Source organism: Chryseobacterium sp. SIMBA_028, assembly GCF_046535285.1.
In the GTDB taxonomy this organism is placed as follows: domain Bacteria; phylum Bacteroidota; class Bacteroidia; order Flavobacteriales; family Weeksellaceae; genus Chryseobacterium.
Map to the genome: position 1 here is coordinate 324,278 of NZ_JAWRWZ010000001.1, position 26,544 is coordinate 350,821.

The following is a 26,544-nucleotide window of genomic DNA, read 5'->3' on the forward strand; positions in this document are numbered from 1 at the left end:
GAAGTAGCCGTTTATTATTAATTTTTATCGATTTATGATTCGATATTAATTGCTATTTTTGGAAAAAATATTAACAATGAAATTTAAAGCTATATTATTTGCAGTTGCTGTAAGTGCTTCCACACTTGCTTTTGCCCAGGAAACATCTCAAAAGAAATTCTCACCACCAGCCGGAAATGCCTTAGTAGGTGAGACTTATGGAGCAGGTATTACCTCCAATACAGAATCCAAGGCCATTACCGTAGAAAAACTTGGGAAAAAGCTTAAAAAAGAGAATAAGAAGCTGGAAAATGTTGCTATTAAGGGAAAAGTAACGGATGTATGTGAGAAAAAAGGATGTTGGCTTACCATTCAGACTGAAGATAATTCGCAGTTTTTCGTAAAAATGAAAGATTATGCATTCTTTGTTCCGACTGCTTTGAAAGGAAAAAATGTAGTACTGGAAGGAAATGCAGAAAGAAAAATTATTTCTGTAGATGAACAAAAGCATTATGCAGAAGATGGGAAAAAGCCTCAAGTTGAAATTGATGCCATTACACAACCTAAAGAAGAAATCAGATTCTTAGCAAGCGGAATTAAAGTCGTAAACTAAAATTCAAATCCTATTGAATATAGGCTTATCACAGATGATGTTGGTAATACAGACCTAAAAAACAAATTTCGGCAATCCAAAGGATTGCCGAAATTTTTAATCTTCTATTGTAAAGTCCACTACTGCGTCAAGCTTTGGGTATCTATTAGCAGAAACAAACTTCTTTCCTGTACAATCTACTTCCAGCCAGCCTTTTCTTTTTTTAACATCCCCTGCTTCCATTACAAAAGGGATAAAGGAAATTTCATTTTTCCCGGCCTCTTTCATTTCCCTGTATTGAACCGCAATGTCCAGAATGCATTCATGCTCGGTATTCAGCTTTACATTTCTGTAGATAATATCATAATGGGTTTCCTTATTTTCCGGAATTTCAAGATACGTTTCCCATCCTGTACTATCAGAATTCAGTTCACTGATAGACTTTAATGCATAATAAAGAGCAATTGTATAATACTTTCTTGTTCCTTTTCTGGTATAATCATCTATAAAATGTCCACCTTCAAATAATATAGTAGGCATTCCTGCCTTAATGAAATTATCCCCTGTAGAAGTTGGGTAGAACTCATCAGAATATCTTCCAATCTGATCAGGGATCATTTCTTTAAGATGATTATAAACACTTCCGATTACCGCCATACACTTTTTCCTGTTTTCAGTTACCGTTCTTTCTACATTTTCAGAAGGAGCCAGAAAAGAAAGGGTAGCAGGATGAATACCATCAGTAGTAAAAATGGTTCTCTGCTCATGGAGGTTTAAGGCATAGTCATACTTCTTAGAGGACGCTGCATTCTTTAGAAATTTAATCTCCTTGCTTGCCTCATTGTGGAAATCTCTGTTCAGATCTATATCAGCAGCATTTAGCCTTGTCCATCTTTCGGATCCGTCAGGGTTTAGCATAAAGATAAAATCTAACCTTATTTTACTGAATAAGTCTTCTTTCATTTCAGGAGCCTTATCAAGACTTGTCAAAAGATCGATCATTGCATGAGTAGCGTTGGATTCATTACCGTGCATTTGCGACCATGCCAATACCTGAATGTTTCCGGTTCCGATACTTAGCTGATAAATAGGTTTATCTAAATATGATTTTCCGATCTCCTTAATATAATCGCCGAGATTCGTCTGTAGGTAGGAAAATAATTTTTCAGGGGAAATATAGCGATTAGAGAAATCGGGGCTTGGAGAATAGATCTGTTCAAAATTCATTGTTGGAAATAATTTACAAGAATCAAATTTAACCATTTTAAGCCAAAAAATAAGCATTAACAAATGTAAATAGAACCAAAACTATGTAAACAGCATCAATTTTATGTTTAAGATTGTAATTTACATAAGTTAAATGAAGCGGTTATCCTTATAAGGATACTATTAACATGCGTAACATTGCTAAACAGACTGAGTTGACAAGTTGTCTGTTGATAAAAATGTGGATTGCGAATAATTTAATTTGATATACTTAAATAACATAAATTCAATTAGTTATAAAATTTATCTCAATACTATTTGTAAGGATACTTTAAGTCATAAAAAACCTGTTTTAAGCTAAATGAGCATATTTTTTTTAAACAAAAATAATGTGGAAAACCTAGAAGTTTACCTATTTACACATTTGTAAATAGTCGAAAATTTTGAAATTTACTTATACATTAATCCTAAATACTTCTTTTCCGTTAATTTCTAAAGTTTACAAAAAGTTAATCTGGCTTAGAAAAGATATTTATCTATAAAAATTAAGATAAGTAGATATAAAAGGTGATTTACAAACGTAATTTACATTTATACATAACTCAATTATGGGCTTATAGTGTAGTTATAGCCTGATTTAAGTGAATTTTACACTCTTTTTTATTTTTATAGTCAATTAACTATGTAAACAGATAGAATAGGGAAATTTAAGGGTAAAATAGAGCTCATATTTGTCTGAATTTACATTTATAATCAGTTTTATAATGCCAAAAAAAGATATAATGATGATTTTAAATTTAGTAAATCATATAGATTGAATAAGGTAAATACAATTGTAATTAATAGGTAATTAACTGAATATTATACCATTATTGTCTGTTTACAAATGTATTTTAATTAGATTTCAATTTGTTTACATTTGTATTTTGCTTTTGTAAATTATATTATTTACATTTGTAAAATAATTAAAGGCTTATTTTATGAGTTTAAACGAAAGAATTTCAAAGGTTATAGAGTATTCTAATCTTACTCCATCTGAGTTTGCAGATGAGATTGATGTACAGCGTTCCTCAATTTCGCATATTACGTCCGGAAGAAACAAACCCTCTCTGGAGTTTATCATAAAAATAAAATCTCGTTTCCCTGAACTTCTTTGGGATTGGTTGGTTACTGGTGAAGGTGAAATGCTGAAATCAGAATTACCGGAAGTACAGATTTTAGAGAGCCCAACGGAAGAAGATAAGGTAGGGACTACCCCTCTGCCAGATCTTTTTACCATGATGAATAATGACGACGATTTTGGGGCAGAAGAAGCAGAAACGGAATTCCCTCAATCTGGTTCTGGAGAATCTTTTATATCATCCCAAGATAAAGCTTCGGAAAAAATATCGGATTCTCAGCGATTAGGAAATTCGCCTGAAGAAATACTTAGTCAAGTAATTGGAAATCAGACAAATAAAATAAAACGCATTGTTCTGTTCTATGAAAACGGAAAATTTGAGAGTTTTGAACCTTAAAACGGCAAAAACCCGGTCAAAGAAAATGGCCGGGCTAAAAAATATTTGAAGAAGAAAACTAAAGCTATTTGCTTTATTTGTTTTTTAAAATTGATATAAATCCACCCATAGAGTCCTACCCTTTGTACTTATCAATATAAGCATCTGAAAATTTAATGGGATCTATGTTTTTGGTTTCATAGGGACAGCTATTCACAATCAGATATGGAAATTTTTGTCACGTTGTATAAGAGAAGAGTTAGTGAAGATATTTCTCATGTATCAGTTTTTATAGTTTTATCAAATATAAAAATTTAAAACTAAATTGACAATAAAAATTAAATTATTTTAACAAATAATTAATACTATAAATGAATAAGTTCGGAATCATGAATTCGAAGTATCATTTAAAGTTCACAAGAATTATAATAAAGAGTTTATTTTTTTGATTGCCTCAATTAAAAAAAGCCTGCAAATTTTGCAGGCTTTTTTCTTTATTTAATAACAATCTTATTGTTTTTTTCTTCTTTCTAGTTCTTTCTTGATCAACCCAAGCTCCCTTCCGGTCTGTCCGGCTACAGAAGTGTTTTCCTGAGCTCTTCTCGTAAGATAGGGTACAACATCCTTTACAGGTCCATAAGGGAGATATTTAGCCACATTATAGCCTTTATTTGACAAGTAGAAAGTGATATTATCACTCATCCCGTAAAGTTGTCCAAAATAAACGTGCGGGTTTCCGTTTTCCAGAGACTTGGTTTTCATTTTATCCATAATCAATTCTGAAGAGATCTCGTTATGGGTTCCAAAGAATGCAGATACTTTATCCAAATGGTTCATGACAAAGTCAATTCCTGCATTATAGTTTTTATCTGAAGCATCTTTGCTAGGCTGTATCGGATCCGGATACCCTTTTTCTGCAGCTCTGGCTCTTTCTTTTTCCATATAAGCACCACGAACAATCTTATATCCGATAAAATAATTCTTTTCTCTTGCTCTCTGAAGATTAGCTTCCATATATTCCAGTCTTCCTGTTCTGTACATTTGAATGGTATTCCAAACGATAGGTTTTTCCTGGTTATATTTCTCCATCATCTCTTCGCAAAGGTGATCTGCTGCGTCCTGCATCCAGGTTTCTTCAGCGTCTACCATTACTTTTTTATCATTTTCATGACAAAGACTGCACACTTCATCAAACCTTTTTACTACTCTTTCCCATTCTTCTTTTTGGCTTGTAGTAAGTTCTGCTCCTTTTCCAACAGCTTCATAAAGGTCAATTCTTCCGAATGCTGTAGGCTTAAATACGATAAAAGGAATTGCCGGATTTCCTACTGAGAATCTTACAATGTCCTTAATCTCCTTGCATACTGCATCAAAGGTTTCCTCATCTTCCTTACCCTCTATGGAATAATCAAAAATACTTCCAACTCCTCTCTTGAAAAGCTGCTTCACCACCTTCATACTTTCCTCACGGGTTTCTCCTCCGCAGAACTGCTCAAATAAGGTCTTTTTTACAATTCCTGTAACGAACGGAAAGTTATTATGTACTGTGAAATTAAGAACAGATGTTCCTAGGCTTGTAAGAGCGGGCTGTTCAATCATTTTAAACATCCAGTAAGCCTTTCTCAATTGTGCATCCGACTTATCTGCAAATGCAACTTTTGTATCATTAAAAATGGGCATTCCTATTTATTAAATTTAGTTATGCAAAGGTAATAATAACCTCAGTTTATTTAAAGATTTTTTTTACAATTTATGTTCAATTCCATTTAAGAGCATTGCAATGATTCCTACGAAAACCCAAAGACGTAATACGCTTAGTATAAGAAAGTTATTTCTTCTGGAAGCTTTCAAAAGAAGAAAAACACAAAAAATCATTACAAATAATCCACCAGCGAAGTAATAAGCCATAATACCTGCCACCCCGGTTTTGGTAATAATCTTCATAGAAACGGTCATCGTTACAATCAGTAAGGAAATCAGAATAATTTTTGTATTTCTTCCCTTGAAGTAATTGGGAATAGTAGTGTAGCCAAAGGTTTTATCTACACTTCTTGTAAGGGTATCCTTTACAATATCAATGCATAAAAGGATAAGAAAAAGAAAGACAGCCATCAGAAAAACTTTTTTGGAAAAGGTCTCATAATACACCATCATTCCAAAGAACGGATAGAGAGTAAGGCTTACAAAAGTAAGATTATTGACGATCAGTACCCTACTTAATTTATGGCTGTAAAACCACATAAAGAACTGGTAAACCACAAAAAAAATGAACACATTATGGGAAATTATCCATGCTACTCCCAAGGAAATCGCACTAAGTCCCAAATAGGCATATAAAAAATACTTTTGTTTGATAAAACTCTGTACACGGGTCCTGAAAGGTTTTACTACAGAATCTTTTTCAAGATCATAAAACTGATTGATAATTCCACCAGCTAAAATAGTAAGAACGGTACAGAAAATAATGCCGTGTACCTTAAAGTCAAAGACAAAGCTTTTGAAAGATTCATCCTGATTGAACAGGAAAAAAGTGGAAACATAAAGGGCAAACGTCAACAGGGCTGCTACAAAAAAACGCGCTCCAAGGAGAAAGCCCACGAATTGTGAAAATCTATAGGATAGAGATTTTGAAATATAGTTCTTAGATTGGAAAGTTTCTTTTTCAGAATTCATTCCAACCTATTTAAAATCTGTAAATCACTTCTTTTTGGAAGCCGTCAAGCATTTTTTCTGCTTTTTCGTAATCTTGAGTAAAGCCCAGAATATAGCCTCCACCTCCGCTTCCGCAGAGTTTTAAGTAATAGGCATTCGAATCCAGACCTTTTTTCCAGATCTTAAAAATACTTTCAGGAATCATAGGACGGAAATGTTCATAAGCCCAGTGAGAAAGTTTTTTAAGGTTTCTAAAGAAAGGATTCATATCTTTTTTCAGAAAAGCCTCAATACAAGCGTTGTTGTAACGGATAAATTCTTCCTTCAATGTTTTACGGAATCCTTCTGTCTTCATTTTTTCAAAGAAGATTTGGATCATTGGACCGGTTTCTCCAGTTATTCCAGAATCGATAAGGAAGATTGCTCCTTTTCCCTCTTGCCCTTCAGGAATAGAAACCCTGTCCAGGTTTTCTTTGTTTTCGATAAGAATAGGCAGGTTCATATAACAGATCAATGGATCCATTCCGGAACTTTTACCATGGAAATAACTTTCCATTTCACCGAAAATTGCTTTTAATTTTTTTAGATTTTCCTTTGAGATATTTTCAGGATTCAGTTTACTGACTGAATATTTTTCAAAGATAGCAGCAACCAAGGCTCCTGAACTTCCTACTCCATATCCCTGAGGAATATTAGAATCGAAGAAAAGTCCGTTTGAAATATCACTTTTGAAGCTTTCAATATCCAATGTAAAATCATCAGAAAGATCAAGCGTTGTAAGAAAGTCTGAATATTTCTGCAGATGCCTGTTCGAATTAAGTTCAAATTCAGAACTTAAATCTGAGAATTTCAAAGTTCCTTTATAGAAGCTGTAAGGTACTACAAGCCCCTGGGAATCTTCAATCATTCCATATTCTCCAAACAGGATTATTTTTGCATAAAATAGAGGGTTGGTCATCTTGACAATAAATCTTTTTGCAAAGTTAAAAATTATTCCGCTGAATATATGCAAAACCCAGGCCGAATTATCAACCGTTTTGCTTTTATTTCATTCAATTACCAATTAAAAATACGAAAAAAGCTTCATATTTCAAGATTTATTTGTTAGAAATATCTAATCATACAAAAAAAAGACGTTAAAAATAACGTCTTTTAATTTTTTATAATGTTTCTCTTTCTTTTCGCATCGTCACTTTCAGGAATCGGATCAATATTAATCCTGCCCCGAAAAACAAGGTCATAGATAAAGCTGCAATACGCATGTTATTAAAGTGCTCAATTAACGTTGCAAAGATAAATGTACCAATAATGATGGCAATTTTTTCCAATACATCATAGAAACTGAAATAGGTGGTATTTTCCATAGAATTTTCCGGAAGCAACTTTGAGTAAGTAGATCTGGACATGGCCTGAAGACCTCCCATTACCAATCCTACAACTGCAGCCACTCCATAGAACTGATATTCTACTGTAGGGTTTTCCTTATTTAAGAAATAAGCCCATAAACACGCTATAATCCATAGGAAAATCGCTATTGAGATTACATTTCTGTTTCCTATTCTTTTGGACAATCTGGAGAAAATAACAGCACCGATAATAGCTTCAATCTGAATCACTAAAAGGGTTCCGATCAGTTTATCCTGTGCAAGGTTAATTTCACTTTTCCCAAATAAGGTTGCCATAAGGAAAATCGTCTGCATTCCCACACTATAGAAGAAGAAACTAGATAGGAAGAATTTTAGGTTCCTGTCCTTGAAAAGTTCTCCACCCACTTTATACAATTCATGAAAACTCTCCTTTGCAATATCTTTATAAAAGCTCATGTTATCTTTTAATACTTCAAAAAAGCCCCCTTGCTCTTCATGTCTTTTAAAGATATTCTTATAATTCAGTAATACAAGATCCTTAGGTAGCTTATCTTTTACATCTCCAAATTGTGGAAGGTGCTTGAAAGTATATTGTGAAAACCCAAACCACCATGCCCCGGTCAACAGGAAGCTGATTCTTGTAAATAACAGCTGTTGTGCTGCTCCTTTAGCAAAAACCTGGATCAATATTAGACAAATCACCACTAAAACTACTGAGCCAAGGTACCCATAAACATATCCTCTTGCAGAAAGTGCATCCTGCCTATCGGGTGTTGCAATATCGGGAAGAAACGAGTTGTAGAAAACCAAACTTCCCCAAAACCCGACACTCGCCGTGATACTGAAAAGAAGCCCGAGAAATACGTTATGCATTCCCGTGAACATGGCCAATCCCATACATGATGTTGCTCCCAGATAACAGAAGAACTGTAGGAATGATTTTTTATTTCCGATGGTATCTGCCAGGGAAGATAAAAACGGTGACAGCAATACAACGATAAAGAATGATATTGTTAATGAATAACCATATACCGCATCCGGTTGGTATTCATTTCCAAAGATCTTGATCATGTGCCTCACCGGGACATCAATCCACTTTTTTGTTTCTGCTACATATTCCTTTTTCTCATACGCTGTGGTAAGGATAGAGTAATAAATAGGGAAAATGGTAGAGGTAATAACCAGGGAATACACGGAGTTTGCCCAGTCATATACAGCCCAAGCCTTCATAATCTTTGGATTATTCTTTATGTTTTTAGGCTGTCGATTCTCAGTTTCAGACATTTCAATTAAATATTAGTAGCACAAAAATAGAAAAACCATTAAGAAATGGGTTATTTTTTAAAAAAATTATACATTTCTTAATGGTAATATATTATGAAATAGAATATTAGATATTTTCAATCACGATAGCAGAAGCTCCACCACCTCCGTTGCAGATAGCAGCGGCACCATATTTCGCGTTATTTTGCTTCAATACATTGATTAATGTAACGATGATTCTTGAACCTGAACTTCCCAGTGGGTGTCCTAATGCTACAGCTCCTCCATTTACGTTAACTTTTGAAGCATCTAGTTTAAGGATTTGGTTGTTTGCCAATCCTACTACAGAGAAAGCTTCATTAAACTCGAAGAAGTCGATGTCTGACACTTCCAACCCTGCTTTTTTAAGAGCAATAGGTAATGCCTTAGCTGGTGCCGTTGTAAAGTTTTCAGGCTCTTGTGCTGCATCAGCATAAGAAACGATTTTCGCCAATGGTTTAAGTCCTAGTTCTTCCATTTTCTCTTTAGAAACAAGAATTAATGCAGAAGCTCCGTCATTTAATGTAGAAGCATTAGCTGCCGTTACTGTTCCTCCTTCTTTTTTGAAAACGGTAGGAAGCGTTGTAATTCTGTCAAAGTTTACTGCTTTATATTCTTCATCTTCAGCAAAGATTACAGGCTCTCCTTTTCTTTGAGGAATAGAAACCGGAACAATTTCTTCATTGAATTTACCTTCGCTCCAAGCTTTTGCAGATCTTTTATAAGATTCTATAGCAAAGTTATCCTGATCTTCTCTTGTGATGCTGTAATCCTCTGCACATTTCTCTGCGCATACCCCCATATGTACTTTGTTATAAACATCTGTAAGACCATCCAATACCATACCATCCAACATTTTGATATCGCCTAGTTTTGTAGCCACTCTTGCATTATAGTAGTGAGGAACTAAAGACATGTTTTCCATACCTCCGGCAACAATTACTTCTGCATCACCAGCCTTGATAGCCTGTGCTGCCATTGTTACAGCCTTCATTCCTGAAGCACAAACTTTATTTACGGTAGTAGATGGGGTATTGATTGAAAGACCTGCTCCTAAAGCAACCTGACGAGCTGGCGCTTGTCCCTCTCCTGCCTGCAAAACATTTCCCATATAAATCTCCTGAACATTAGCAGGATCTAAACCGATTTTATCTAATGCTCCTTTTACGGCAGTAGCTCCTAGTTTTGTAGCTGGAACTGTTGACAAACTTCCCATAAAACTCCCCATAGGTGTTCTTACTGCGGAAACAATGAATACTTCTTTCATGTATATAATTTTTATTTTTAGCTAAAATGAAACAGTTGTTTCATTTTAATAATTAAATTTATTTTACTTTTATATAAACTGCGTTAAATTCAGATTTTTCAATCTTAATATTGACTTTAAGAAGATTGTCCTGAGTGGCAACCACTTGATTATTAAAAACACCCCCTATCTGAACAGGATCAGTTTTATCAGTTTTTTCCATTACAATTGCTTTATAGTTGCAATCATCCACAAAAACCAATGTGGATTTTATATAATCTTTACCATTGTTTAAATATTCGGTTTGAACATTATCCTTAATGGTCATATACCAGATACTTTCCGGATAATTAGCCCGTAAAAACTTTCCCTCCTTGATATTAAAACATTTAGCCGGGTTATCTGGTTTTTTCTGCTCAGTTTTCTGAGATTGGGCTTGTGTTCCTGCCAACAGCAAAATCCCAACTGAAAATACTTTAAAAAGACTCATACTTATATTTGTGTCCGTTGATTTACTTTTTTACTATTTCCGGCTAAAACCATCATAAAAGCGCCTAAAAATTCTACGGCCCAACCCCACTTTAGTTTAACAACTCCTGCAAAGGTCTCTCTCCAGGATTTAAAGGGTAAAAAGCTAAAGTATTCTAAAGACTGCATTTTGACAGCTACCAAGGTGAATGCAAATAAAACAATAAGCAGAACACCAAAAAACCTTACGATTTTTGCGCTGTTATTTACAACTCCAAAAATGGCACATGCGGCAAAGATCCAACATGCAATAGCCAAATAGTGATCGAGCTTCCAATAGTTCCAGTTACCCATGATAGGAACATGCACCAAAGGCAAAAAACTCCCTACCACCACTAATAACAATCCTAATAATTGAATATTTTTCATATTTACTAAAGTGCCAAAATACAAAAAAAAACACATTTTTAAATCATCTGTTTCTAAACATACATTTCACTTCCCTAACAACCATTAGTTACAATAAAACACATTTAGATTTAAAAATTTAACAATAATAAATACACTTTATTAAATAATTCAAAAACAAGATTTATTGATACGATAATTGCTAAATCACTTTTTATGCTAATCAGAGGTTAAACTTAATTATGAAGTAGTTTTTAAATAAAAAAATTGCACTCTCTTACGAAAGTACAATTTTATATTTTATTATTTAATTGAATTAATGCTTCACTGAAGATACGTCTTCAGGCTTATGCTTGTGTTTAAATAAAACAGCGAAGAATATAGCAAGAACCAATGAATAGATTGCAAATGAAAGCCATATCTGGTGCCAATCTTTTACCATAACAACAGAAGAAAGTGTACCATCAGAGTTCACCACTGCATTAAAGCTATTTTTCAGAATTTCCAGGAACGTAGGATTATCTGGAGTGGTTTCTAAATAAGTAGACAGATCTGAAACCGTTGTAAATTTATGAGTAAAGAATTTATCGATAGCCCAACCTGCAATATAACTGCCAAAAACAGCTCCAAAACCATTGGTCATCATCATAAATAATCCTTGTGCTGATGAACGAATTTTCCTGTCTGTTGTAGTCTCTACGAAAAGGGATCCGGAGATATTAAAGAAATCGAACGCCATTCCGTATACAATACATGAAAGGATAATTAAAGATAATCCAAACCCGTCCGGAACTCCATAAGCAAAGAATCCAAATCTTAGCACCCATGCCAGCATAGACATCAACATTACTTTTTTGATCCCGAATTTTTTCAGAAAAAAAGGAATTGCCAAGATAAATAGTGTCTCTGAAACCTGAGAAATTGACATAATGATTGTCGATCTCTGTACTACAAATGAATCTGCATATTTCGGAAAGTGAGCAAATTCACTTAGAAATACATCTCCATAAGCATTCGTTAGCTGAAGTGCCGCTCCCAAAAGCATAGAAAATAAAAAGAATAATGCCATTTTATAGTCTCCAAAAAGCTTAAATGCATTTAATCCTAATTGCTCTGATAATGGTGAATTTTTATCGATTAATTTTTGTGGTGGACATTTCGGCAAAGTAAGGGCATAAATCCCTAGAAATATAGCAACAGCTCCTCCAATATAAAACTGTCCTTCCGTCGCTTTATTTCCGCTAAGGTTGGTAATCCACATGGCTACAATAAAGCCAATGGTTCCCCATACACGAATTGGCGGAAAATCTTTTACTACATCAAAATTATTATTCTTCAAAATCGTGTAAGAAATTGAATTAGCTAAGGCAATGGTAGGCATATAAAAACACATTGCAACAAGCATTACCGAGAAAAAAGAATTCGGATCTGCAGAGTGCGGCAATATGAAAAGTATAACCCCATAAAGGATATGCAGTACTGAAAATATACGTTCGGCATTTATCCAACGGTCAGCGATAATTCCAGTAATGGTAGGCATAAATATGGAAGCAATTCCCATTGTTCCGAAAACAGCTCCAAACTGTGTTCCTTCCCAATGTTTTGTGCCAAACCAGAAGTTTGCCATCGTAATCAGCCATGCTCCCCAGACAAAAAACTGGAGAAAACTGAGGATGGTCAGTCGTAATTTTAAATTCATAGTTTATATAAAGTATCTCTTTTAGTCAATTTTCTTTTTCCTCCTCTTGATTTCTTCCTGGATCTCAAGGGCGGTATCATAATCTTCTTCTTTAACGGCATCGTCCAATAATTTCTGAAGTTCTTCCATAGAAAGAGATGTTAATGCATCTTCAGTTTGTATTGTTTCTGAAAAAGTCTGTTCTTCTTTCGAAGTATCTTCCAATTCCAATAAAATCCCAGCCTCGTTTAGCACTTGTTGTGTTGTAAAGATTGGTGCATCAAATCTCACAGCCATAGCAACAGCATCTGAAGTTCTTGCATCAAGGATTAATTCTTCTTCGTTAACCTTGTTTTTAAAGTTAATATTTGAAAAGAATACGCCATCTACAATCTGGTAAATAATAACAGAAACCAGCTCATAATTGGCAGAAACTATAAATTTTGTGAATAAGTCATGGGTAAGAGGACGCGGTGGATGGATATCTTTTTCCAGTCCAAGAGAGATAGATTGGGCTTCGAAGTTTCCTATAACAACAGGTAATTTTATGTGTGTTTCTTCATGCTCCAGTAACAATGCGTACGCCCCTGATTGTGTCTGGCTGTACGATATTCCGCGAATAATTAGCTGTTTATAATCCATAGCTACAAATATAGATTAATTTTTTATTGTGATTTCACTTTTTTACACAAAAATAAAAGCCCGGAAAGCCGAGCTTTTATTGTATTGTATATGATTGTCAATGGTCAATCGTGAATTCTAATTCGCCGGTGAATTATTAAAATTTACAAGCAAAATGAATTGACTATTCACCATTTCTCATCTATCCTTTTATTGCTTTGATTTTCTCTGTTAATGCAGGAATAATCTGGAAAGCATCTCCTACTACTCCGTAATCTGCAGACTTGAAGAATGGTGCTTCAGCGTCACTATTGATTACTACGATAGTTTTTGAAGAGTTTACTCCGGCAAGGTGCTGAATTGCTCCTGAAATTCCTACTGCAATGTAAAGATTTGGTGCAATGGCTTTACCAGTTTGTCCTACGTGTTCTGTGTGAGGTCTCCATCCGATGTCAGAAACAGGCTTAGAACATGCTGTAGCAGCTCCTAAAACGTTTGCTAAATCTTCAATCATTCCCCAGTTTTCAGGTCCTTTCATTCCTCTACCAGCAGAAACAACAACTTCGGCTTCTTTAAGGTCTAATTTACCTGAACTTTGTTCGTGAGAAATCACTTTAGTATCTTCATTGACTACTGATAAGTTTTTAACTTCCTCAGAACCAGACACTGCATTTTCTTTAACTCCAAAAGCATTCTGAGATACCGTAATAATTACTCCGTTTCCTTCCGCTTTTGCATGCATGAATCCTTTTCCTGAGAATGCTCTTCTCTTTACCTGGAAAGGAGAAAGACTTTCCGGAGCTTCCAAAACATTGGTAATTAAAGAATAATTCTTCATAATTGCCAACATTGGTGCTACTGAAGAAGCATCTGTAGTGTGAGGGAAAACAATAATATTTCCATCTACTACTTCATTTACAGCTTGTGCAAATGCCTTAGCTGAAAAGTTTTTAAGACCTTCGTCCTTAATATTGATAACATTTGATGCTCCATATTTGTATAATAAATCTGAAGAATCGGTAGGGTTTACAGAGATCGCTGTAACAGTGTCACCAGCTTTATCTGCAACAGCTTTAGCATAAGAAACTGCTTCAAAAGCTGCTTTTTTGTAAACTCCATTTATATTTTCTGCGTATACGAATACTGCCATTTTCTTAAATTTAAAGATTAAAAAATTAAAGGATTAAAAGATTAGATCACTTTAGCTTCTTCGTGAAGTAGTCTTACCAATTCATCTAAATTGTCTGGAGAAACCATTTTCACAGCAGCTCTAGGTGGAACGCTATCATAAGACACTCCCTGAACTTTTACTTCAGATGAAGTAGGCTCTACTACCTGTAAAGGTTTTGTTCTTGCAGACATAATTCCTCTCATGTTTGGAATGATAAGGTCTTTTTCGTCTACCAACCCTTTCTGACCTGCAATAATTGCTGGTAATTTAACAGAAATAGTTTCTTTTCCTCCTTCGATTTCTCTTACTGCAGTAGCTTCGCTTCCGTTTACATCTAATCCTACAGATGCATTTACGAAAGGTTGGTTTAGCAATTGAGCGACCATTCCCGGAACAGAACCTCCGTTATAATCAATTGATTCTTTACCACAAAGGATAAGATCATATCCTCCGTTTTGAGCTACAGCAACAATTTCTTTTGCTGTAGAATAACTATCCTTTGGATCAAGGTTTACTCTTACTGCATCATTTGCACCGATTGCTAAAGCTTTTCTGATTACAGGCTCTGTAGCAGCATCTCCTACGTTGATTACTGTTACAGTGGCTCCCTGAGATTCCTGAAGTTTAACCGCTTTTGTCAACGCAAACTCATCTAGCGGGTTGATTACCCACTGAATTCCATTTTTGTCAAATGCAGATTTATCTGCTGTAAAGTTAATTTTGGAAGTAGTATCCGGAACACTACTAATACAAACTAATATTTTCATGTGTACTATTTTATTTTTTCTCTTTTGGGCATAAAATCATGACAGTTTATGCAGAGATTTTGTTTCAATTAATTTTTGCTAATATAAATAAAAAATATATTATGCATGCATAATACTTACTAAATTATTATTCAATACATTAGATGTATTTACTTCGCTGGCTGGGTTGCTCTAAACTCTATTTTACTAGGCAAAACCCTTGAATTCATCTTTAAAATATCTAATACCAAGTTCCCCATATCTTCCGGCTGAATCTTCCAACTGTCTTTTTCTGAAGGAATATTTCCATTAAAATGAGTGGCTACTGATCCGGGCATAATTACTGTAGATTTGATATTATATTTTCTTAGATCAATCATGGCTGCCTGAGTAAACCCTACTACCCCAAATTTTGAAGCGTTGTAGCCTGCTCCGTTTTCAAAGAAGTTGACTCCTGCTAAACTTGAAATGGTAATATAATAGCCTTCTGTTTTTTTCAATTCTTCTACAGCAGCTTTTAAAGTATAAAAAACACCGGTAAGATTGGTTTCTATCATATCATTCCATTCTTCTGCAGACAGCTCGTCTACAGGCTTAAATATCCCCAATCCTGCATTCGCTATTACATAGTCCAGTCGTCCGAATTTTTCAGTAATGTATTTTACTGTTTCTTCTTCACTTTCTAGGCTTCGTACATCAGATACTATTCCCAGTACATTTTCTGAGTACTGCTTTAGCTCTTCTTCGGCCTTCAGTACGTCCTCTTTTTTTCGTCCTGAAAATGCCACTGAGATTCCATTTTCGAGTAAGATTCTGGCGATTCCAAAACCTACTCCTTTTGTTCCTCCCGTGATATACGCTGTTTTATTTTCTGACATTGTTCAAAATTTAATTCTCTAAAATAACAAAAACGCTCCAATTGGAGCGTTTTACTAATACTAAGATTTATCAGGTATTATTTTTTGATGAATTTATCGGTAGTTTTACCGGCTTTCGTTTCAATATTAATGATATAGCTTCCTGGATTTAGGTTTCTTACATTTACCTTATCTCCATTCAATTCTGCAGGAACTTTTCTTCCACTAATGTCGTAGATTTCAATAGCATTTACTTTTTCCTTAGACTTAATGTTAAGAACATCAGCTGCAGGATTAGGGTAAACAGAAACAGTAGAAGCAGATGCTTTAGAAACTTCAGAAGTTGCCAACGTTCCTGTTGTTGTAACTTTGAAATCATCTATCAATAAAGCAAACTGGTCGTCCGACACACATTGTATAGCGATATAAACGCCTTGCCCAGAATAAGCATCTAGATTAAAAGTATGTTGATTCCACGCTACAACAGAAGGTGTTACTATTGTGCTTGTGTTAATCTTTGTAAAACTGGTTGTCTGTGTATTTGTTGTTGAAACATAAACATTAAATTTTTCAGCACCATATAACTCATTTATTGATTTAGCCCAAAAACTTACATTATTTCCAGTGGAACCTAAAACAATCTTAGGGCTTATTAACCAGTCATTATTCACTAAAGGAGCTGGATTAGATACATCAAAACAAGCCATAACTTTATTTCCTGTTCTTGCATTAAACTGAGTTGCCGTAGCTGCTGGCGCAGGTACAACTCCAGCTTTATTAAAGACTATAAAAGCTTTAGCTATTTGTTGATTTGGAAAAGTCGCTTGATCAATAGTATACGATTGTTTTCCATCTAAATCGGTCAATGTCCAGTTCCCTACCGTACCTGTTGTATAAGCGAAATCATTGTAAGTTTCAAAACTATCTTCAAAGATTGTAGTTTGAGCATTTAAAGAGCATAATCCTAAAAAGGATCCAAATAGTAAAATTTTCTTCATGATAAATTATTTTTTAATTATTGTAAATATATAAAATTCCAATCATACAGCCAAATAAACCATTAAAATTTCATTAAAATAAGAAATAAAATAAATTATACACTCCAATTTAAAGGAAACATTACAGACGAACAATATATGATGAGTAGAAATTAAAAATATAAAATTAATTAATATTTTAATTTACATTAATAATATAAATACAAAATAATAAATCATCTTTTTTAAATTCACTCCCCTATAGCCAATAAGACACTCCACTTCGGAATTCAACACTTACACACTCATTATCAACCTACTAAAAATAGAACGCAAAAACGCTCCATATGGAGCGTTTCATTATTATTAAAAGTTATGACAATTATTTTTTTATAATTTTTTCGGTAAAGTCCCCTCTTTCTGTTTCTATATTTAATAAATACTCTCCAGCAACTAAATTTCTTACATCTACTTTTCCATCGTTTAATGTAACATCAATCTTTTTCCCAACCAGATCGTAAACTCTAACATTTTTGATTTTATTTGACGAATTAATGTGAATAAAGTCGACCACAGGATTAGGATACAGTATTACTTTCTTTTTATTTACAACCGTTTCTTTCAAAGACATCACCGTTTCACTATTTATCTTAATATTATCAATATATCCTATTCCCAATCCATTATTATGAACAAATCGTAATTGATCAATATTAAAAGTGGAAGCCACCGTTCCTGTATAAATCAAGATATCATTAAGGTAATATCTAATATCAGCAGCTGTTCCTACTACCTTGATTCTATACCAGGTATTAGGATTCCAAATTCCGGAAGTGGCTATCAGTCCCGGAATAGCTGAAACGGAATTTAACACCTTCATCTTTCCTGTTTTATCAAAATCTACTCTTACAACATATTTTTCTTCAAGGCTATTTACTGCTTGAAATCCGAAGACTGCCCCATTCATCTGAGACATATTGATATCAAAAGAAACTGAAAAGTTGGCAAAATCCAATGGTATTGACAGATTATAGAAACCACCAATAATAGGTTCTGATTGAATTCCGAAAGTAGATTCTCTAACGATTTTCAGGGAGCTGTTTCCATCCGTAGCATAATCCACACTGATGGTCTGATGGGTTACATTTTCAGGGACACCTCCTGTTGGAGTACTAATCCATGCTCCTTGTCCGTGAATATTTCCATTTATAAATCCTTCATTGTTTTCAAAGGAAATAGTTTGCGCAAAGGAAAGCACTGTAAAGAGGGTAAGTGCGATTGAGTAGTAAGTTTTCATATGGTTTCAAGTTTGGAATAAAAATAGGGACTTTCCACACAAAGTGAAATATCTTTAATCAAATAATAACTAAAGCTTTTAATCTCAATGAATTTAATTTCAAAGCACCCTTAAAAATACGATCTAAACTATATAATCACACTCAAAATAAGACAAAAAAAATAAGGCATTTCTTTGTAGAAACACCTTATTTATATGGTAAGTATATTTAATTACTTTGAATAATTTTCAAAGAACAACGGAATACTCTCAATTCCTTTATAGAAATTAAATAATCCATAATGTTCGTTTGGAGAATGGATCGCATCAGAATCCAGCCCGAAGCCCATCAATACAGACTTAGCTCCCAAGACCTTTTCAAACATAGAAGTAATAGGAATACTTCCTCCACTTCTGTAAGGCAATACTTCTTTACCAAATGCAGTTTCCATAGCTTCCTTAGCTGCCAAGAACTCTTTGGTATCGCTTTGTAGAACATAAGGCATACCTCCATGATGAGGAGTTACTTTTACTTTTACTGTATCTGGTGCAATTTTCTCAAAATACTTTGTGAACTTCTCTGTAATTTCTTCCGGAGTCTGATAAGGAACCAGACGCATTGAAATTTTCGCAAAAGCCTTTGATGGAATAACCGTCTTGGCACCTTCTCCTGTATATCCTCCCCAAATACCATTACAGTCTAAAGTAGGACGAATAGAAGCTCTTTCTAACGTCGTATACCCTTTTTCACCTTCTACTCCGCTTAATCCTATTGACTTTTTGAATTCTTCAGGATTATCCTTTAGTTTATTCATTTCAGTTCTGTCAGAATCGGATACTACTTCTACATTGTCATAGAAGCCATCAATGGTAATATGTCCGTTTTCATCAATCAGGTTTGCAATCATTCTGGAAAGTACATGAATCGGGTTTGGAACTGCTCCACCATAAAGCCCTGAGTGAAGGTCTCTGTTTGGCCCTTCCACCTCTACTTCTACATAGCTTAACCCTCTTAAACCTGTAGTAACAGTAGGTTGCTCGTTGCTGTAGATGTGAGTATCTGAGATCAGGATACAATCACAAGATAATTTCTCCTTATTTTCATTCACAAAGTCTCCTAAGCTTACAGAACCTACTTCTTCTTCTCCTTCTAAGATAAACTTAACGTTACAAGGAAGTGTATTGGTTTTCATCATCGCTTCAAAAGCCTTCACATGCATAAAGAACTGTCCTTTATCATCTGCTGAACCTCTTGCAAAGATAGCCCCCTCCGGATGAAGTTCAGTTTTTTCAATATAGGGTTCAAAAGGAGGTTTTCTCCATAGTTCCAATGGATCTGCTGGCTGCACATCATAATGCCCGTATACCAATACCGTTGGCAGGTTTGTATCTATAATTTTTTCTCCAAAAACAATAGGACACCCTTTTGTTTCGCATATTTCAACATGATCAGCTCCTGCATTTCTAAGGTGTTCTGCACATACATCTGCACACTTCAATACGTCATTTTTATAAGCCGGATCTGCAGAAATAGAAGGAATTCTCAATAACTCAAATAATTCATCCACGAAACGCTGCTTGTTTTCGTTAATGTAATTTAATGTCTCTTGCATTGTAAAAATTTGTTTGGTTAAAATTAAAAAAAAAGCCCCGCAGGACCAAGTAAAAACAGAGGATTTTCTAAACAATTAGAATATTCTACTGTAATTAACCCATGAACCAATTTTCTTAAATAAAAATGCCCTGTAAAGAAACAGGGCAATTGTATATTGTATACTTATAATTAGTGTTTAGCTTCTGGAGCTTTTTCTGTAGTTTCAGCAGGCTTTGCAGCAGCAGTACTATCTTTTTTAGGAGCCGCAGCTTCAGGCTTTACCGCCTCTTCTTTGTGTTCAGCAGCAGCTTCATGTCCGTGAGCTTCTCCTCCTCCCTGTACATCATCAGAATATCTTTCTACTCCTTCTTCTAGTTTCAGAGTGTTCTTATTTCCTCCAGCAGGTATTTTTTTACAGCTTACAGCTACCGTTGCAATCGCTAAACATATAATTAATTTTCTCATGCTTAAATTTTAGATTGCCCAAAATTAAGAAATCCTGCTTTTTTCGGCAACATTTTTATACTGATTTTAAAATTATTTTCCCTTTTTTGGATTGTGTAAAAATAAGGTAGTCATTTCCGCCATCTTTTAATCCATATTTCTTCTTGATTTCTTCAGGCTTTAGAGGGTAATTTTTTGAGATAATATTAAACTGACTTTTCTTTTTAACATTTTTAGAATCAACAACTTCCATTTCAAAAATACGCCCGGGAAATTCTTCTTTTTTTTCAACAGATGTATAAAGATGAGTATTAGGGTGAAGTTTTTTCAATCCAAATTTTTCTGATATTAAATTAAAGATTCCAGCCTTTAAAATGGAATTATTTGGGATATAAATGAACTTTTCAGGTTCGGAATACTCTGATTTGGTATTTTCCTCTTCCCCAAAAGTAAAGCTAAAGGTAGATTCACCGCTCTCAAGGTTCACACAATTGCAAATAATATCTTTCTTATTTTCTTTGGATAAAAAGATCACCACTTCTTTTACATCATTTTTCAGGGCAATACTATCAATCCTGAAAATACTGGGCAAAGCTGAGACAAGATATTTAAGATCAATTAATGGAGAAAGCTTAATGATAACCTGATCCGATATTGATAGTAACTTTTCCTGGATCTCAAGGATATTTGGAGAAAGATCCTCCAGAAGAAAGACTTTATTTTTATTTTGATCTCTGCGTGCCGGATCTAAATAAATGGTATTAAAATTTTCCTGATTTTCATTTAAAAAATCCTCTAATTTCTGATTAATAAATCTTGCCTGCTTTCCTAGTGTATTCCAATTGTGCTCTACAATTTCTAAAAGCTCTGTATTTTGCTCTATTAAGGTAATATCATCAAAATTTTGAGACAGGTAATAGGCATCTATTCCGAAACCACTTGTGAGATCAATGAATTTTTTTCCTTTTAAAATATCAGACTTATAAAGGGCGGTCTTTTCAGATGATGACTGCTCTAAACTAAGTTGTGGGGGAAAAATAATTCCATCTTTCAATAAAAAGGGGAACTTTTTCTCTGCAACCTGTCTTCCTTTGATCTGCTGTACAATCTCCTGTATAGAAACCTCAGGAAATGGCGATTTTTTTAATAATAATGAATGCAGATCTGTCTTTAGATTTGCATTGATATAGCTCTGAATTTCTTTGTTTAATATTTTATTTTCCACAGATTTATTCCAGATTGTAAATAATAATATGAATACCTTGACTCCGCTTAGCATGACGTTTCTAATACTAATTGTTTTATTCTTACAATTAATTTGTAACAATGTCATACTAAATGGTATCGAAGCATCATTATATTAAAGGTTTCTCTTATAAAAAATATAGTCAGTCAATACAGGGGTTATCCCATTCTGTTTGAGCAAAGAATTGATTTGCCCTCTGTGATAGGTAGAGTGATTCACTGCATGAAAAAGCATTTCAAAAATACTATTCTCAAATTTCGTTCCTCTCGAATTCTGATATTCTATTCTCTTTTCGAGATCAAAATTGGTGATAATATCAATGCTTTTAAGAAAATTCTCGTGATTGATTTCTACCAGAGATTCAAAGGGATTAATTTGCCAGACTTCAAAGGTGATCTCCCTCAATATCCGGGCATTCCAGATCTGTTGTGCATTAAGGGTATGGTTAATTAGACTGATCGTTTTATCATCTATAATTTCTCTATTTTCAGAGACCACTTTAATCATTTCAATGTTGAAATGATTGGTATATTCAAATAAATCTATCAGTTTTTCCTTCATTACTAAAAACTATTAGCTTTTATCTTTATGCAATGTCAATACATTTAGAGACGTGGGATCAATATCTTTCGGTTTTTTATTTTCAAAATCAAAGAACAATAGAAATTCATCCTTGTTAACAAATTTAATAAGTCCGCTTAAAATTTACTTTCTTCAAATTTATTGTTGAAATCATAGTATGTTGCAATTAAGCTAAATGTAACAACTTTTTTTGAAAAATCAGTGGTATATTTTACATGTGCAGCTTTGCCTTTATTGGGTCCGTCAGGAATTATATGATTTCTACCATCAATATTCAATCCATCAAGTTCTACTTTTACATACCCATCGGGAAAAAATGTAAATGAACCATAGCTACCAGTATCTGTTCCAATCCATTTTCCATATAAATCTTTCTCTGTTTTATTCAAACATTTCGGCCCAACGAACCGCTCTTATTTCTTTTTCGTTATAAAGTTCTTCAATTGACTTTTTAACGTCTAATTTTGGGTATAAATTAACTCCAATCAGCTTTATCTTACCCTCTTCAATCCATTGTTGTTCCTGAACGGCGTGTTCATAAATATTTTTCTGGACAATTCCTTGTTTTAAGAGTTCAAGATACCCGCCTGCTTCTTCCATTTCCACCAATAAAGCCCAAGATTTATCTGCTATTTGCTGAGTGACATCTTCAACATAATAACTTCCGTTGGAGGCATCTTCGAATACATTGATGATACTTTCGTACGCTAAAACAATCTGTTGTTTGAAAGAAATCTCTTCAGAATTATCGGTACTTCTGCTTACCAGATAATTATTGGTGTACACTGCATCTGCCCCGCCAATCATGGCTGCGGCAAGCTCTAAAGTAGAACGAATCAGGTTATTTTCATTGTCAGAAACAGCCTTATTTCTAAAGGAAGTTTCAGCGAAGATATAAGGAACTTCATCTAAGTCATACTCCTTGGAAAGCTGGTTAAAAACCATTTTAAATGCCCTCAACTTTGCCATTTCGAAGAAGTAATTACCTCCTACAGCGATTTTGAAGATAAGTTTATTCAAAATTTCGGGTCCATATGCTTCTACAAGCTCTTTAGTTTTTGCCAATGCAATACCAAGTTGTTGGTATATTGCAGCTCCTGCATTCTGATGTAAGGAAATATCTACACAAATACTTCTTTTAAAACCTTTTGCGAGTAATTCTTTCGATAATTGATCATCAATACTTCCCTCTTTTTCATTAAAAACATCAATAAGGGAGAAATACTGATCTTCTTCTTTAGGACTAATATGTCCTGCAAGATCTTTATTATTGACAAAAATGGTCTTCTCATCAAGATTTTCTACGTTTTGATCCAGCATAAATGCAAATACTTCATCTTCCAGGCTTTCATGGTATTTAGCCACCAAATGAGTACTTTCTTCAACTCTAGGCAGATTTGTCAAAGGTTTCTGAACATCTGTATAAAAAGGCCTCACCTCTATTCCTTCCAGATTTTTCTTTTCTAAAATAGGGTAAATATCCTCTGTTTTAAGTTGCTTTTTTACTAAATTTTCCCAGGTTGGAAGTGTAGCTGTATTTGACATTAGTTTTATTTAATTTATGAATTGTCAATAGTGAATTTTTCTTTGTAAGTAAAGCGAAATTCACTATTGACATATTCTATTCAATTGTATTATTTTTTCGCGACTTTTGTACTGTCTACTACCAAAATAAAGATCTCTTCATTCGGTTTTTTCATAAAATAATTTTCTCTTGCATATTTTTCCTTTTCTGATTTGTTGTTCATCAGTTTTTTATAAAAAGCATCATTTTTTTCGTATTCTTTTTTATAATACTCCAATTGCTCTTCATACTTATGAATCTCACCATTCAGTTCATTAATTACAAGAAATGAGGTTTTGTCAAAGAAAATCATCCATACCAAAAACAGACAGATCGTAATGGTATACTTATTCAGAATGTAGGTCTGGATAAGTTTAAACGTTTCAGACTTTGGCTGAATGTCTTTGATAAGTTTGTTTTCTTCCATTTTTTTAATGTTTTCTCAACGAGTTTTTAATAACAGTGGTTAAAAAATCAATCGCTACGGAATTCTGTTTCATATTAGGGATAATAAGATCGGCATCATTTTTAGATGGCTCGATGAATTCCTGATGCATTGGTTTTAAGGTGGTCTGATAACGGTGTAATACTTCACTCAGATCTCTTCCTCTTTCCTGGGTATCTCTTCTGATACGCCTGATCAGTCTTTCGTCAGAATCTGCATGAACAAATACCTTCAGATCAAATTCTTTGAGTAATTCTTTATTGGTAAGAACCAGAATTCCCTCTACTACCAATACGTTTTTAGGTTCTACAGTCACATGATCTCCTGTTCTGGAATGCGTTACAAAGCTGTAAATGGGCTGTTCAATCGACTCATTATTTTTTAAAGCTTTAACGTGTTTTATCAGTAATTCAAAATCGATGGACTTCGGATGATCATAGTTTAGGGCTTCTCTTTCCGTCAACGTTAGATTCTGATTGTCGTGATAATAATTATCCTGAGAAAGGATATTCATTCCTTCAATATCAAGCTGCTGAAGTATTTTATCAACAACTGTAGTTTTGCCAGATCCTGTACCTCCGGCAATTCCTATTACAAGCATTATTTTTTTGTTTCTTTATAGTTGGTACAAATATACTATTTTAGATAAAATATGGCAATGTAAGACTATTGAGAAATTAAAAGATTAAATAATTAAAAGGTTGAACGATTTTTCGGAGAGGCTATTATCTGTTATTATCTAGCGCTGCCATCAATGTTTCATCTGCGAATTCAATAAAAAAATCCGACAATAAATTTGTCGGATTTTATTTTATACTATTTCGCTTGTTAATTCGCGTGAAATTAATTTTTCGTGCATAGGCTTCAAAACATCTAATGAGCCTGTTTTTACGGTGCATTTACCTTTATAATGAACAAGCATCGTACATTGTTCTGCCTGTTCCATGGTATGCTTGCATATCTCTATTAAAGAATCAATCACATAATCAAATGTGTGGATATCATCATTATGCAACACTAATTTATAGATATCATCCGTATCATCCAATACAAGGACTTCTTCTTCATATTGACGTTTCGGGTTTTCGTAGTCTTTTATGCTATTATAAAAATTCATTCTAAGTTGTTTTAAACTTCGCCAATTTTATCTGCTAAATTATCAATGGCATTGGGTTCCTGATAGACCAATTCCACAAGTTCAACACTTTTATTGTTCATTTTCAATATCTTGAAATGATAGTTCTCAAGATCAAACTCCTGATTTTCTTCAGGAATCTCTTCCAATGCGTGCAGAATAAAGCCCGCCAATGAGTTGTATTCACTTTCTTCGGAGAGCGATAACTTTTTAGGCAAGTGCTCATTGATTTCATCCAAAGGTTGTGTAGCTTGTACCCAATAGGTATTATCAGCTATTTTATCTACTATTTTTTCTTCATCATCTTCTTCATCCTGAATTTCCCCTACAAGTTCTTCAAGAATATCTTCCAGAGTAATAATTCCCTCAGTTCCACCAAATTCATCAATAACGATTGCTAAGTGCTGTTTTTTCTGTTGGAAAGTCTTCAACAAATCTGAAACTTTTTTACTTTCCACCACAAAAAAGGCATCACGCATTAAATCTTTAAGATCTTCGTGATCCAGATCTCCTTTTCTTTTCACAAATTCCCTGATAATTTCCTTGGTATAGAAAATACCGATCACATTATCTATGGAATCAAGATATACGGGAATACGAGAATACCCGCTATCCATTATCGTATTGATGATATCGTTAACGTCTTCTTCGAAATCGATTGATGTAATATTCTGTCTCGGAACCATGATTTGCTTGGCAGAATGATCTGTAAAATCAAATGCATTCTTAATGATCTCATAGTTCTCTTCTTCAATCTCACCACTGTCTGCACTTTGTTTTACCAAAAGCTGAAGCTCTTCTGTAGAGTGAATTTCCTGCTCTGATGCCGGGTGAATCTTCACCAATCTCAAAAATGTATTGGACATTAAATTCATCAACCAAATAAATGGTTTAAAAACGGTATAAAAAACCCTCAATGGAACTGCTGTTGCCATTGTAGTTGCCTCTGCCTTTCTTATCGCAATTGACTTTGGAATAAGCTCACCAAACACGATGTGCATAATGGTAATTAATACAAAACTAGTCACCACTGAAATCGTGGTAATTGTAGTTTGGGTTAAATCTATATTTAAAGAGTGGAAGATATTTTCAACAATATGATGCAGGGCACTTTCTCCTACCCAACCCAGGGCAAGGGATGCCAACGTAATTCCTAGTTGTGTAGCAGAAAGATATTCATCCAAATGCTTGATGATATGTTCTGCCTGCTTTGCCATAGAATCCCCTTCTGCGGCTTTTAATTGAATTTGTGAGTAACGAACTTTAACAATTGAAAATTCTGCGGCTACGAAAAAGCCATTTAGTAATACAAGAAATAAGGCCAGCAAAAGCCTGACTATGTCCGAGTCCATTTAGAAGTTGTATAAATTTTATTAGGTACAAAGATATGCAAAATATAAATAACCTGGGATAAGTTATTTTAGTCTGTAATTTTTGGGATGAAAAACGACACTTTAGAACGTGCTTATTTTATATTAAAAAAAATAATTGG

Annotated in this window: 27 protein-coding genes; 2 read left to right on the forward strand and 25 right to left on the reverse strand. The window is 34.1% G+C overall.

All coding sequences use genetic code 11. The annotated features are described in order from the left end of the window. Window positions 1–76 precede the first annotated feature (76 nt). Window positions 77–592, forward strand: coding sequence for a DUF4920 domain-containing protein (locus tag SCA31_RS01510; protein ID WP_410695045.1), 516 nt, complete (start codon window positions 77–79; stop codon window positions 590–592). Between the two features lie 96 nt (window positions 593–688). Here SCA31_RS01510 and SCA31_RS01515 read toward each other — a convergent pair whose 3' ends face one another. Then, on the reverse strand, window positions 689–1,798 hold the full coding sequence (locus tag SCA31_RS01515) for a M14 family zinc carboxypeptidase (protein WP_410695046.1): 1,110 nt from the start codon (window positions 1,796–1,798) through the stop codon (window positions 689–691). A gap of 959 nt (window positions 1,799–2,757) precedes the next feature. Here SCA31_RS01515 and SCA31_RS01520 point away from each other — a divergent pair. Continuing rightward, the gene (locus SCA31_RS01520) at window positions 2,758–3,294 is read left to right on the forward strand and encodes a helix-turn-helix transcriptional regulator (RefSeq protein ID WP_410695047.1); all 537 of its coding nucleotides are present in this window, start codon (window positions 2,758–2,760) and stop codon (window positions 3,292–3,294) included. A 489-nt stretch (window positions 3,295–3,783) separates the two neighbouring features. Here the strand turns inward: SCA31_RS01520 and SCA31_RS01525 are convergent, their stop codons facing one another. The 24 genes from SCA31_RS01525 to SCA31_RS01640 all read right to left on the reverse strand — a co-directional run bounded on the left by SCA31_RS01525 (window position 3,784) and on the right by SCA31_RS01640 (window position 26,404). After that, on the reverse strand, window positions 3,784–4,953 hold the full coding sequence (locus SCA31_RS01525) for a proline dehydrogenase family protein (protein ID WP_410695048.1): 1,170 nt from the start codon (window positions 4,951–4,953) through the stop codon (window positions 3,784–3,786). Between the two features lie 63 nt (window positions 4,954–5,016). Continuing rightward, on the reverse strand, window positions 5,017–5,946 hold the full coding sequence (locus SCA31_RS01530; protein WP_410695049.1) for a UbiA family prenyltransferase: 930 nt from the start codon (window positions 5,944–5,946) through the stop codon (window positions 5,017–5,019). 10 nt (window positions 5,947–5,956) lie between these two features. Continuing rightward, window positions 5,957–6,883, reverse strand: coding sequence for a mevalonate kinase (locus SCA31_RS01535; protein ID WP_410695050.1), 927 nt, complete (start codon window positions 6,881–6,883; stop codon window positions 5,957–5,959). 202 nt (window positions 6,884–7,085) lie between these two features. Then, a complete protein-coding gene (locus tag SCA31_RS01540) occupies window positions 7,086–8,576 on the reverse strand; it encodes an MFS transporter (RefSeq protein ID WP_410695051.1) in 1,491 nt (496 codons plus the stop codon). A gap of 106 nt (window positions 8,577–8,682) precedes the next feature. Further along, window positions 8,683–9,861, reverse strand: coding sequence for an acetyl-CoA C-acyltransferase (locus tag SCA31_RS01545; RefSeq protein ID WP_076351735.1), 1,179 nt, complete (start codon window positions 9,859–9,861; stop codon window positions 8,683–8,685). Between the two features lie 58 nt (window positions 9,862–9,919). Then, entirely contained in the window at window positions 9,920–10,330 is a 411-nt protein-coding gene (locus SCA31_RS01550; protein WP_410695052.1) for a hypothetical protein, read from the reverse strand. Window positions 10,331–10,332: 2 nt separating this feature from the next. Continuing rightward, window positions 10,333–10,737 (reverse strand): hypothetical protein, encoded by a 405-nt coding sequence (locus SCA31_RS01555; protein ID WP_410695053.1) that lies wholly within the window; start codon window positions 10,735–10,737, stop codon window positions 10,333–10,335. Between the two features lie 295 nt (window positions 10,738–11,032). Then, the gene (locus SCA31_RS01560; protein ID WP_410695054.1) at window positions 11,033–12,415 is read right to left on the reverse strand and encodes a nucleoside permease; all 1,383 of its coding nucleotides are present in this window, start codon (window positions 12,413–12,415) and stop codon (window positions 11,033–11,035) included. A 21-nt stretch (window positions 12,416–12,436) separates the two neighbouring features. Next, window positions 12,437–13,036 carry a bifunctional nuclease family protein gene (locus SCA31_RS01565; protein ID WP_410695055.1) on the reverse strand — a complete coding sequence of 200 codons (600 nt, stop codon included), beginning with the start codon at window positions 13,034–13,036 and terminating at the stop codon, window positions 12,437–12,439. A gap of 181 nt (window positions 13,037–13,217) precedes the next feature. After that, the gene (locus tag SCA31_RS01570; RefSeq protein ID WP_410695056.1) at window positions 13,218–14,165 is read right to left on the reverse strand and encodes an electron transfer flavoprotein subunit alpha/FixB family protein; all 948 of its coding nucleotides are present in this window, start codon (window positions 14,163–14,165) and stop codon (window positions 13,218–13,220) included. Between the two features lie 41 nt (window positions 14,166–14,206). Continuing rightward, window positions 14,207–14,953 (reverse strand): electron transfer flavoprotein subunit beta/FixA family protein, encoded by a 747-nt coding sequence (locus tag SCA31_RS01575; RefSeq protein ID WP_410695057.1) that lies wholly within the window; start codon window positions 14,951–14,953, stop codon window positions 14,207–14,209. Window positions 14,954–15,102: 149 nt separating this feature from the next. After that, on the reverse strand, window positions 15,103–15,810 hold the full coding sequence (locus tag SCA31_RS01580; protein ID WP_410695058.1) for an SDR family oxidoreductase: 708 nt from the start codon (window positions 15,808–15,810) through the stop codon (window positions 15,103–15,105). 77 nt (window positions 15,811–15,887) lie between these two features. Further along, entirely contained in the window at window positions 15,888–16,787 is a 900-nt protein-coding gene (locus SCA31_RS01585; RefSeq protein ID WP_410695059.1) for a choice-of-anchor J domain-containing protein, read from the reverse strand. A gap of 361 nt (window positions 16,788–17,148) precedes the next feature. Next, window positions 17,149–18,063: a T9SS type A sorting domain-containing protein gene (locus SCA31_RS01590; RefSeq protein WP_410695060.1), complete on the reverse strand. Its 915-nt coding sequence runs from the start codon at window positions 18,061–18,063 to the stop codon at window positions 17,149–17,151. Between the two features lie 212 nt (window positions 18,064–18,275). Next, entirely contained in the window at window positions 18,276–19,655 is a 1,380-nt protein-coding gene (locus tag SCA31_RS01595) for a dipeptidase (RefSeq protein ID WP_410695062.1), read from the reverse strand. A gap of 170 nt (window positions 19,656–19,825) precedes the next feature. Beyond that, on the reverse strand, window positions 19,826–20,101 hold the full coding sequence (locus tag SCA31_RS01600) for a hypothetical protein (RefSeq protein WP_410695063.1): 276 nt from the start codon (window positions 20,099–20,101) through the stop codon (window positions 19,826–19,828). Window positions 20,102–20,156: 55 nt separating this feature from the next. After that, complete coding sequence (locus SCA31_RS01605) at window positions 20,157–21,305, reverse strand: class I SAM-dependent methyltransferase (RefSeq protein WP_410695064.1); 1,149 nt, start codon at window positions 21,303–21,305, stop codon at window positions 20,157–20,159. Window positions 21,306–21,440: 135 nt separating this feature from the next. Beyond that, on the reverse strand, window positions 21,441–21,887 hold the full coding sequence (locus SCA31_RS01610; protein ID WP_410695065.1) for a DinB family protein: 447 nt from the start codon (window positions 21,885–21,887) through the stop codon (window positions 21,441–21,443). A gap of 137 nt (window positions 21,888–22,024) precedes the next feature. Further along, window positions 22,025–22,297, reverse strand: coding sequence for a hypothetical protein (locus SCA31_RS01615; RefSeq protein WP_410695066.1), 273 nt, complete (start codon window positions 22,295–22,297; stop codon window positions 22,025–22,027). Then, window positions 22,290–23,453 (reverse strand): methylmalonyl-CoA mutase family protein, encoded by a 1,164-nt coding sequence (locus SCA31_RS01620; RefSeq protein ID WP_410695067.1) that lies wholly within the window; start codon window positions 23,451–23,453, stop codon window positions 22,290–22,292. Before SCA31_RS01620 ends, SCA31_RS01615 begins: the two co-directional genes overlap by 8 nt. Before the next feature lie 89 nt (window positions 23,454–23,542). Then, window positions 23,543–23,899, reverse strand: coding sequence for an FtsB family cell division protein (locus SCA31_RS01625; RefSeq protein WP_106917545.1), 357 nt, complete (start codon window positions 23,897–23,899; stop codon window positions 23,543–23,545). Between the two features lie 4 nt (window positions 23,900–23,903). Then, window positions 23,904–24,518, reverse strand: a complete 615-nt coding sequence (gene udk, locus SCA31_RS01630; RefSeq protein WP_076351707.1) for a uridine kinase — start codon at window positions 24,516–24,518, stop codon at window positions 23,904–23,906. A 210-nt stretch (window positions 24,519–24,728) separates the two neighbouring features. Continuing rightward, the gene (locus SCA31_RS01635) at window positions 24,729–25,034 is read right to left on the reverse strand and encodes an ATP-dependent Clp protease adaptor ClpS (protein WP_410695068.1); all 306 of its coding nucleotides are present in this window, start codon (window positions 25,032–25,034) and stop codon (window positions 24,729–24,731) included. 11 nt (window positions 25,035–25,045) lie between these two features. Then, window positions 25,046–26,404: a hemolysin family protein gene (locus SCA31_RS01640; RefSeq protein ID WP_410695069.1), complete on the reverse strand. Its 1,359-nt coding sequence runs from the start codon at window positions 26,402–26,404 to the stop codon at window positions 25,046–25,048. Between the last annotated feature and the right edge of the window lie 140 nt (window positions 26,405–26,544).

What these genes read in the sequence shown, in the direction of transcription:
- SCA31_RS01620 (WP_410695067.1), bottom strand. Translation starts at nt 23,453, where the DNA reads ATGTCAAATACAGCTACACTTCCAACCTGGGAAAATTTAGTAAAAAAG.
- SCA31_RS01565 (WP_410695055.1), bottom strand. Translation starts at nt 13,036, where the DNA reads ATGGATTATAAACAGCTAATTATTCGCGGAATATCGTACAGCCAGACA.
- SCA31_RS01610 (WP_410695065.1), bottom strand. Translation starts at nt 21,887, where the DNA reads ATGAAGGAAAAACTGATAGATTTATTTGAATATACCAATCATTTCAAC.
- SCA31_RS01540 (WP_410695051.1), bottom strand. Translation starts at nt 8,576, where the DNA reads ATGTCTGAAACTGAGAATCGACAGCCTAAAAACATAAAGAATAATCCA.
- SCA31_RS01575 (WP_410695057.1), bottom strand. Translation starts at nt 14,953, where the DNA reads ATGAAAATATTAGTTTGTATTAGTAGTGTTCCGGATACTACTTCCAAA.
- SCA31_RS01525 (WP_410695048.1), bottom strand. Translation starts at nt 4,953, where the DNA reads ATGCCCATTTTTAATGATACAAAAGTTGCATTTGCAGATAAGTCGGAT.
- SCA31_RS01555 (WP_410695053.1), bottom strand. Translation starts at nt 10,737, where the DNA reads ATGAAAAATATTCAATTATTAGGATTGTTATTAGTGGTGGTAGGGAGT.
- SCA31_RS01560 (WP_410695054.1), bottom strand. Translation starts at nt 12,415, where the DNA reads ATGAATTTAAAATTACGACTGACCATCCTCAGTTTTCTCCAGTTTTTT.
- SCA31_RS01595 (WP_410695062.1), bottom strand. Translation starts at nt 19,655, where the DNA reads ATGCAAGAGACATTAAATTACATTAACGAAAACAAGCAGCGTTTCGTG.
- SCA31_RS01600 (WP_410695063.1), bottom strand. Translation starts at nt 20,101, where the DNA reads ATGAGAAAATTAATTATATGTTTAGCGATTGCAACGGTAGCTGTAAGC.
- SCA31_RS01570 (WP_410695056.1), bottom strand. Translation starts at nt 14,165, where the DNA reads ATGGCAGTATTCGTATACGCAGAAAATATAAATGGAGTTTACAAAAAA.
- SCA31_RS01590 (WP_410695060.1), bottom strand. Translation starts at nt 18,063, where the DNA reads ATGAAAACTTACTACTCAATCGCACTTACCCTCTTTACAGTGCTTTCC.
- SCA31_RS01530 (WP_410695049.1), bottom strand. Translation starts at nt 5,946, where the DNA reads ATGAATTCTGAAAAAGAAACTTTCCAATCTAAGAACTATATTTCAAAA.
- SCA31_RS01550 (WP_410695052.1), bottom strand. Translation starts at nt 10,330, where the DNA reads ATGAGTCTTTTTAAAGTATTTTCAGTTGGGATTTTGCTGTTGGCAGGA.
- SCA31_RS01520 (WP_410695047.1), top strand. Translation starts at nt 2,758, where the DNA reads ATGAGTTTAAACGAAAGAATTTCAAAGGTTATAGAGTATTCTAATCTT.
- SCA31_RS01640 (WP_410695069.1), bottom strand. Translation starts at nt 26,404, where the DNA reads ATGGACTCGGACATAGTCAGGCTTTTGCTGGCCTTATTTCTTGTATTA.
- SCA31_RS01510 (WP_410695045.1), top strand. Translation starts at nt 77, where the DNA reads ATGAAATTTAAAGCTATATTATTTGCAGTTGCTGTAAGTGCTTCCACA.
- SCA31_RS01635 (WP_410695068.1), bottom strand. Translation starts at nt 25,034, where the DNA reads ATGAATTTTTATAATAGCATAAAAGACTACGAAAACCCGAAACGTCAA.
- SCA31_RS01580 (WP_410695058.1), bottom strand. Translation starts at nt 15,810, where the DNA reads ATGTCAGAAAATAAAACAGCGTATATCACGGGAGGAACAAAAGGAGTA.
- udk (WP_076351707.1), bottom strand. Translation starts at nt 24,518, where the DNA reads ATGCTTGTAATAGGAATTGCCGGAGGTACAGGATCTGGCAAAACTACA.
- SCA31_RS01535 (WP_410695050.1), bottom strand. Translation starts at nt 6,883, where the DNA reads ATGACCAACCCTCTATTTTATGCAAAAATAATCCTGTTTGGAGAATAT.
- SCA31_RS01545 (WP_076351735.1), bottom strand. Translation starts at nt 9,861, where the DNA reads ATGAAAGAAGTATTCATTGTTTCCGCAGTAAGAACACCTATGGGGAGT.
- SCA31_RS01515 (WP_410695046.1), bottom strand. Translation starts at nt 1,798, where the DNA reads ATGAATTTTGAACAGATCTATTCTCCAAGCCCCGATTTCTCTAATCGC.
- SCA31_RS01585 (WP_410695059.1), bottom strand. Translation starts at nt 16,787, where the DNA reads ATGAAGAAAATTTTACTATTTGGATCCTTTTTAGGATTATGCTCTTTA.
- SCA31_RS01625 (WP_106917545.1), bottom strand. Translation starts at nt 23,899, where the DNA reads ATGGAAGAAAACAAACTTATCAAAGACATTCAGCCAAAGTCTGAAACG.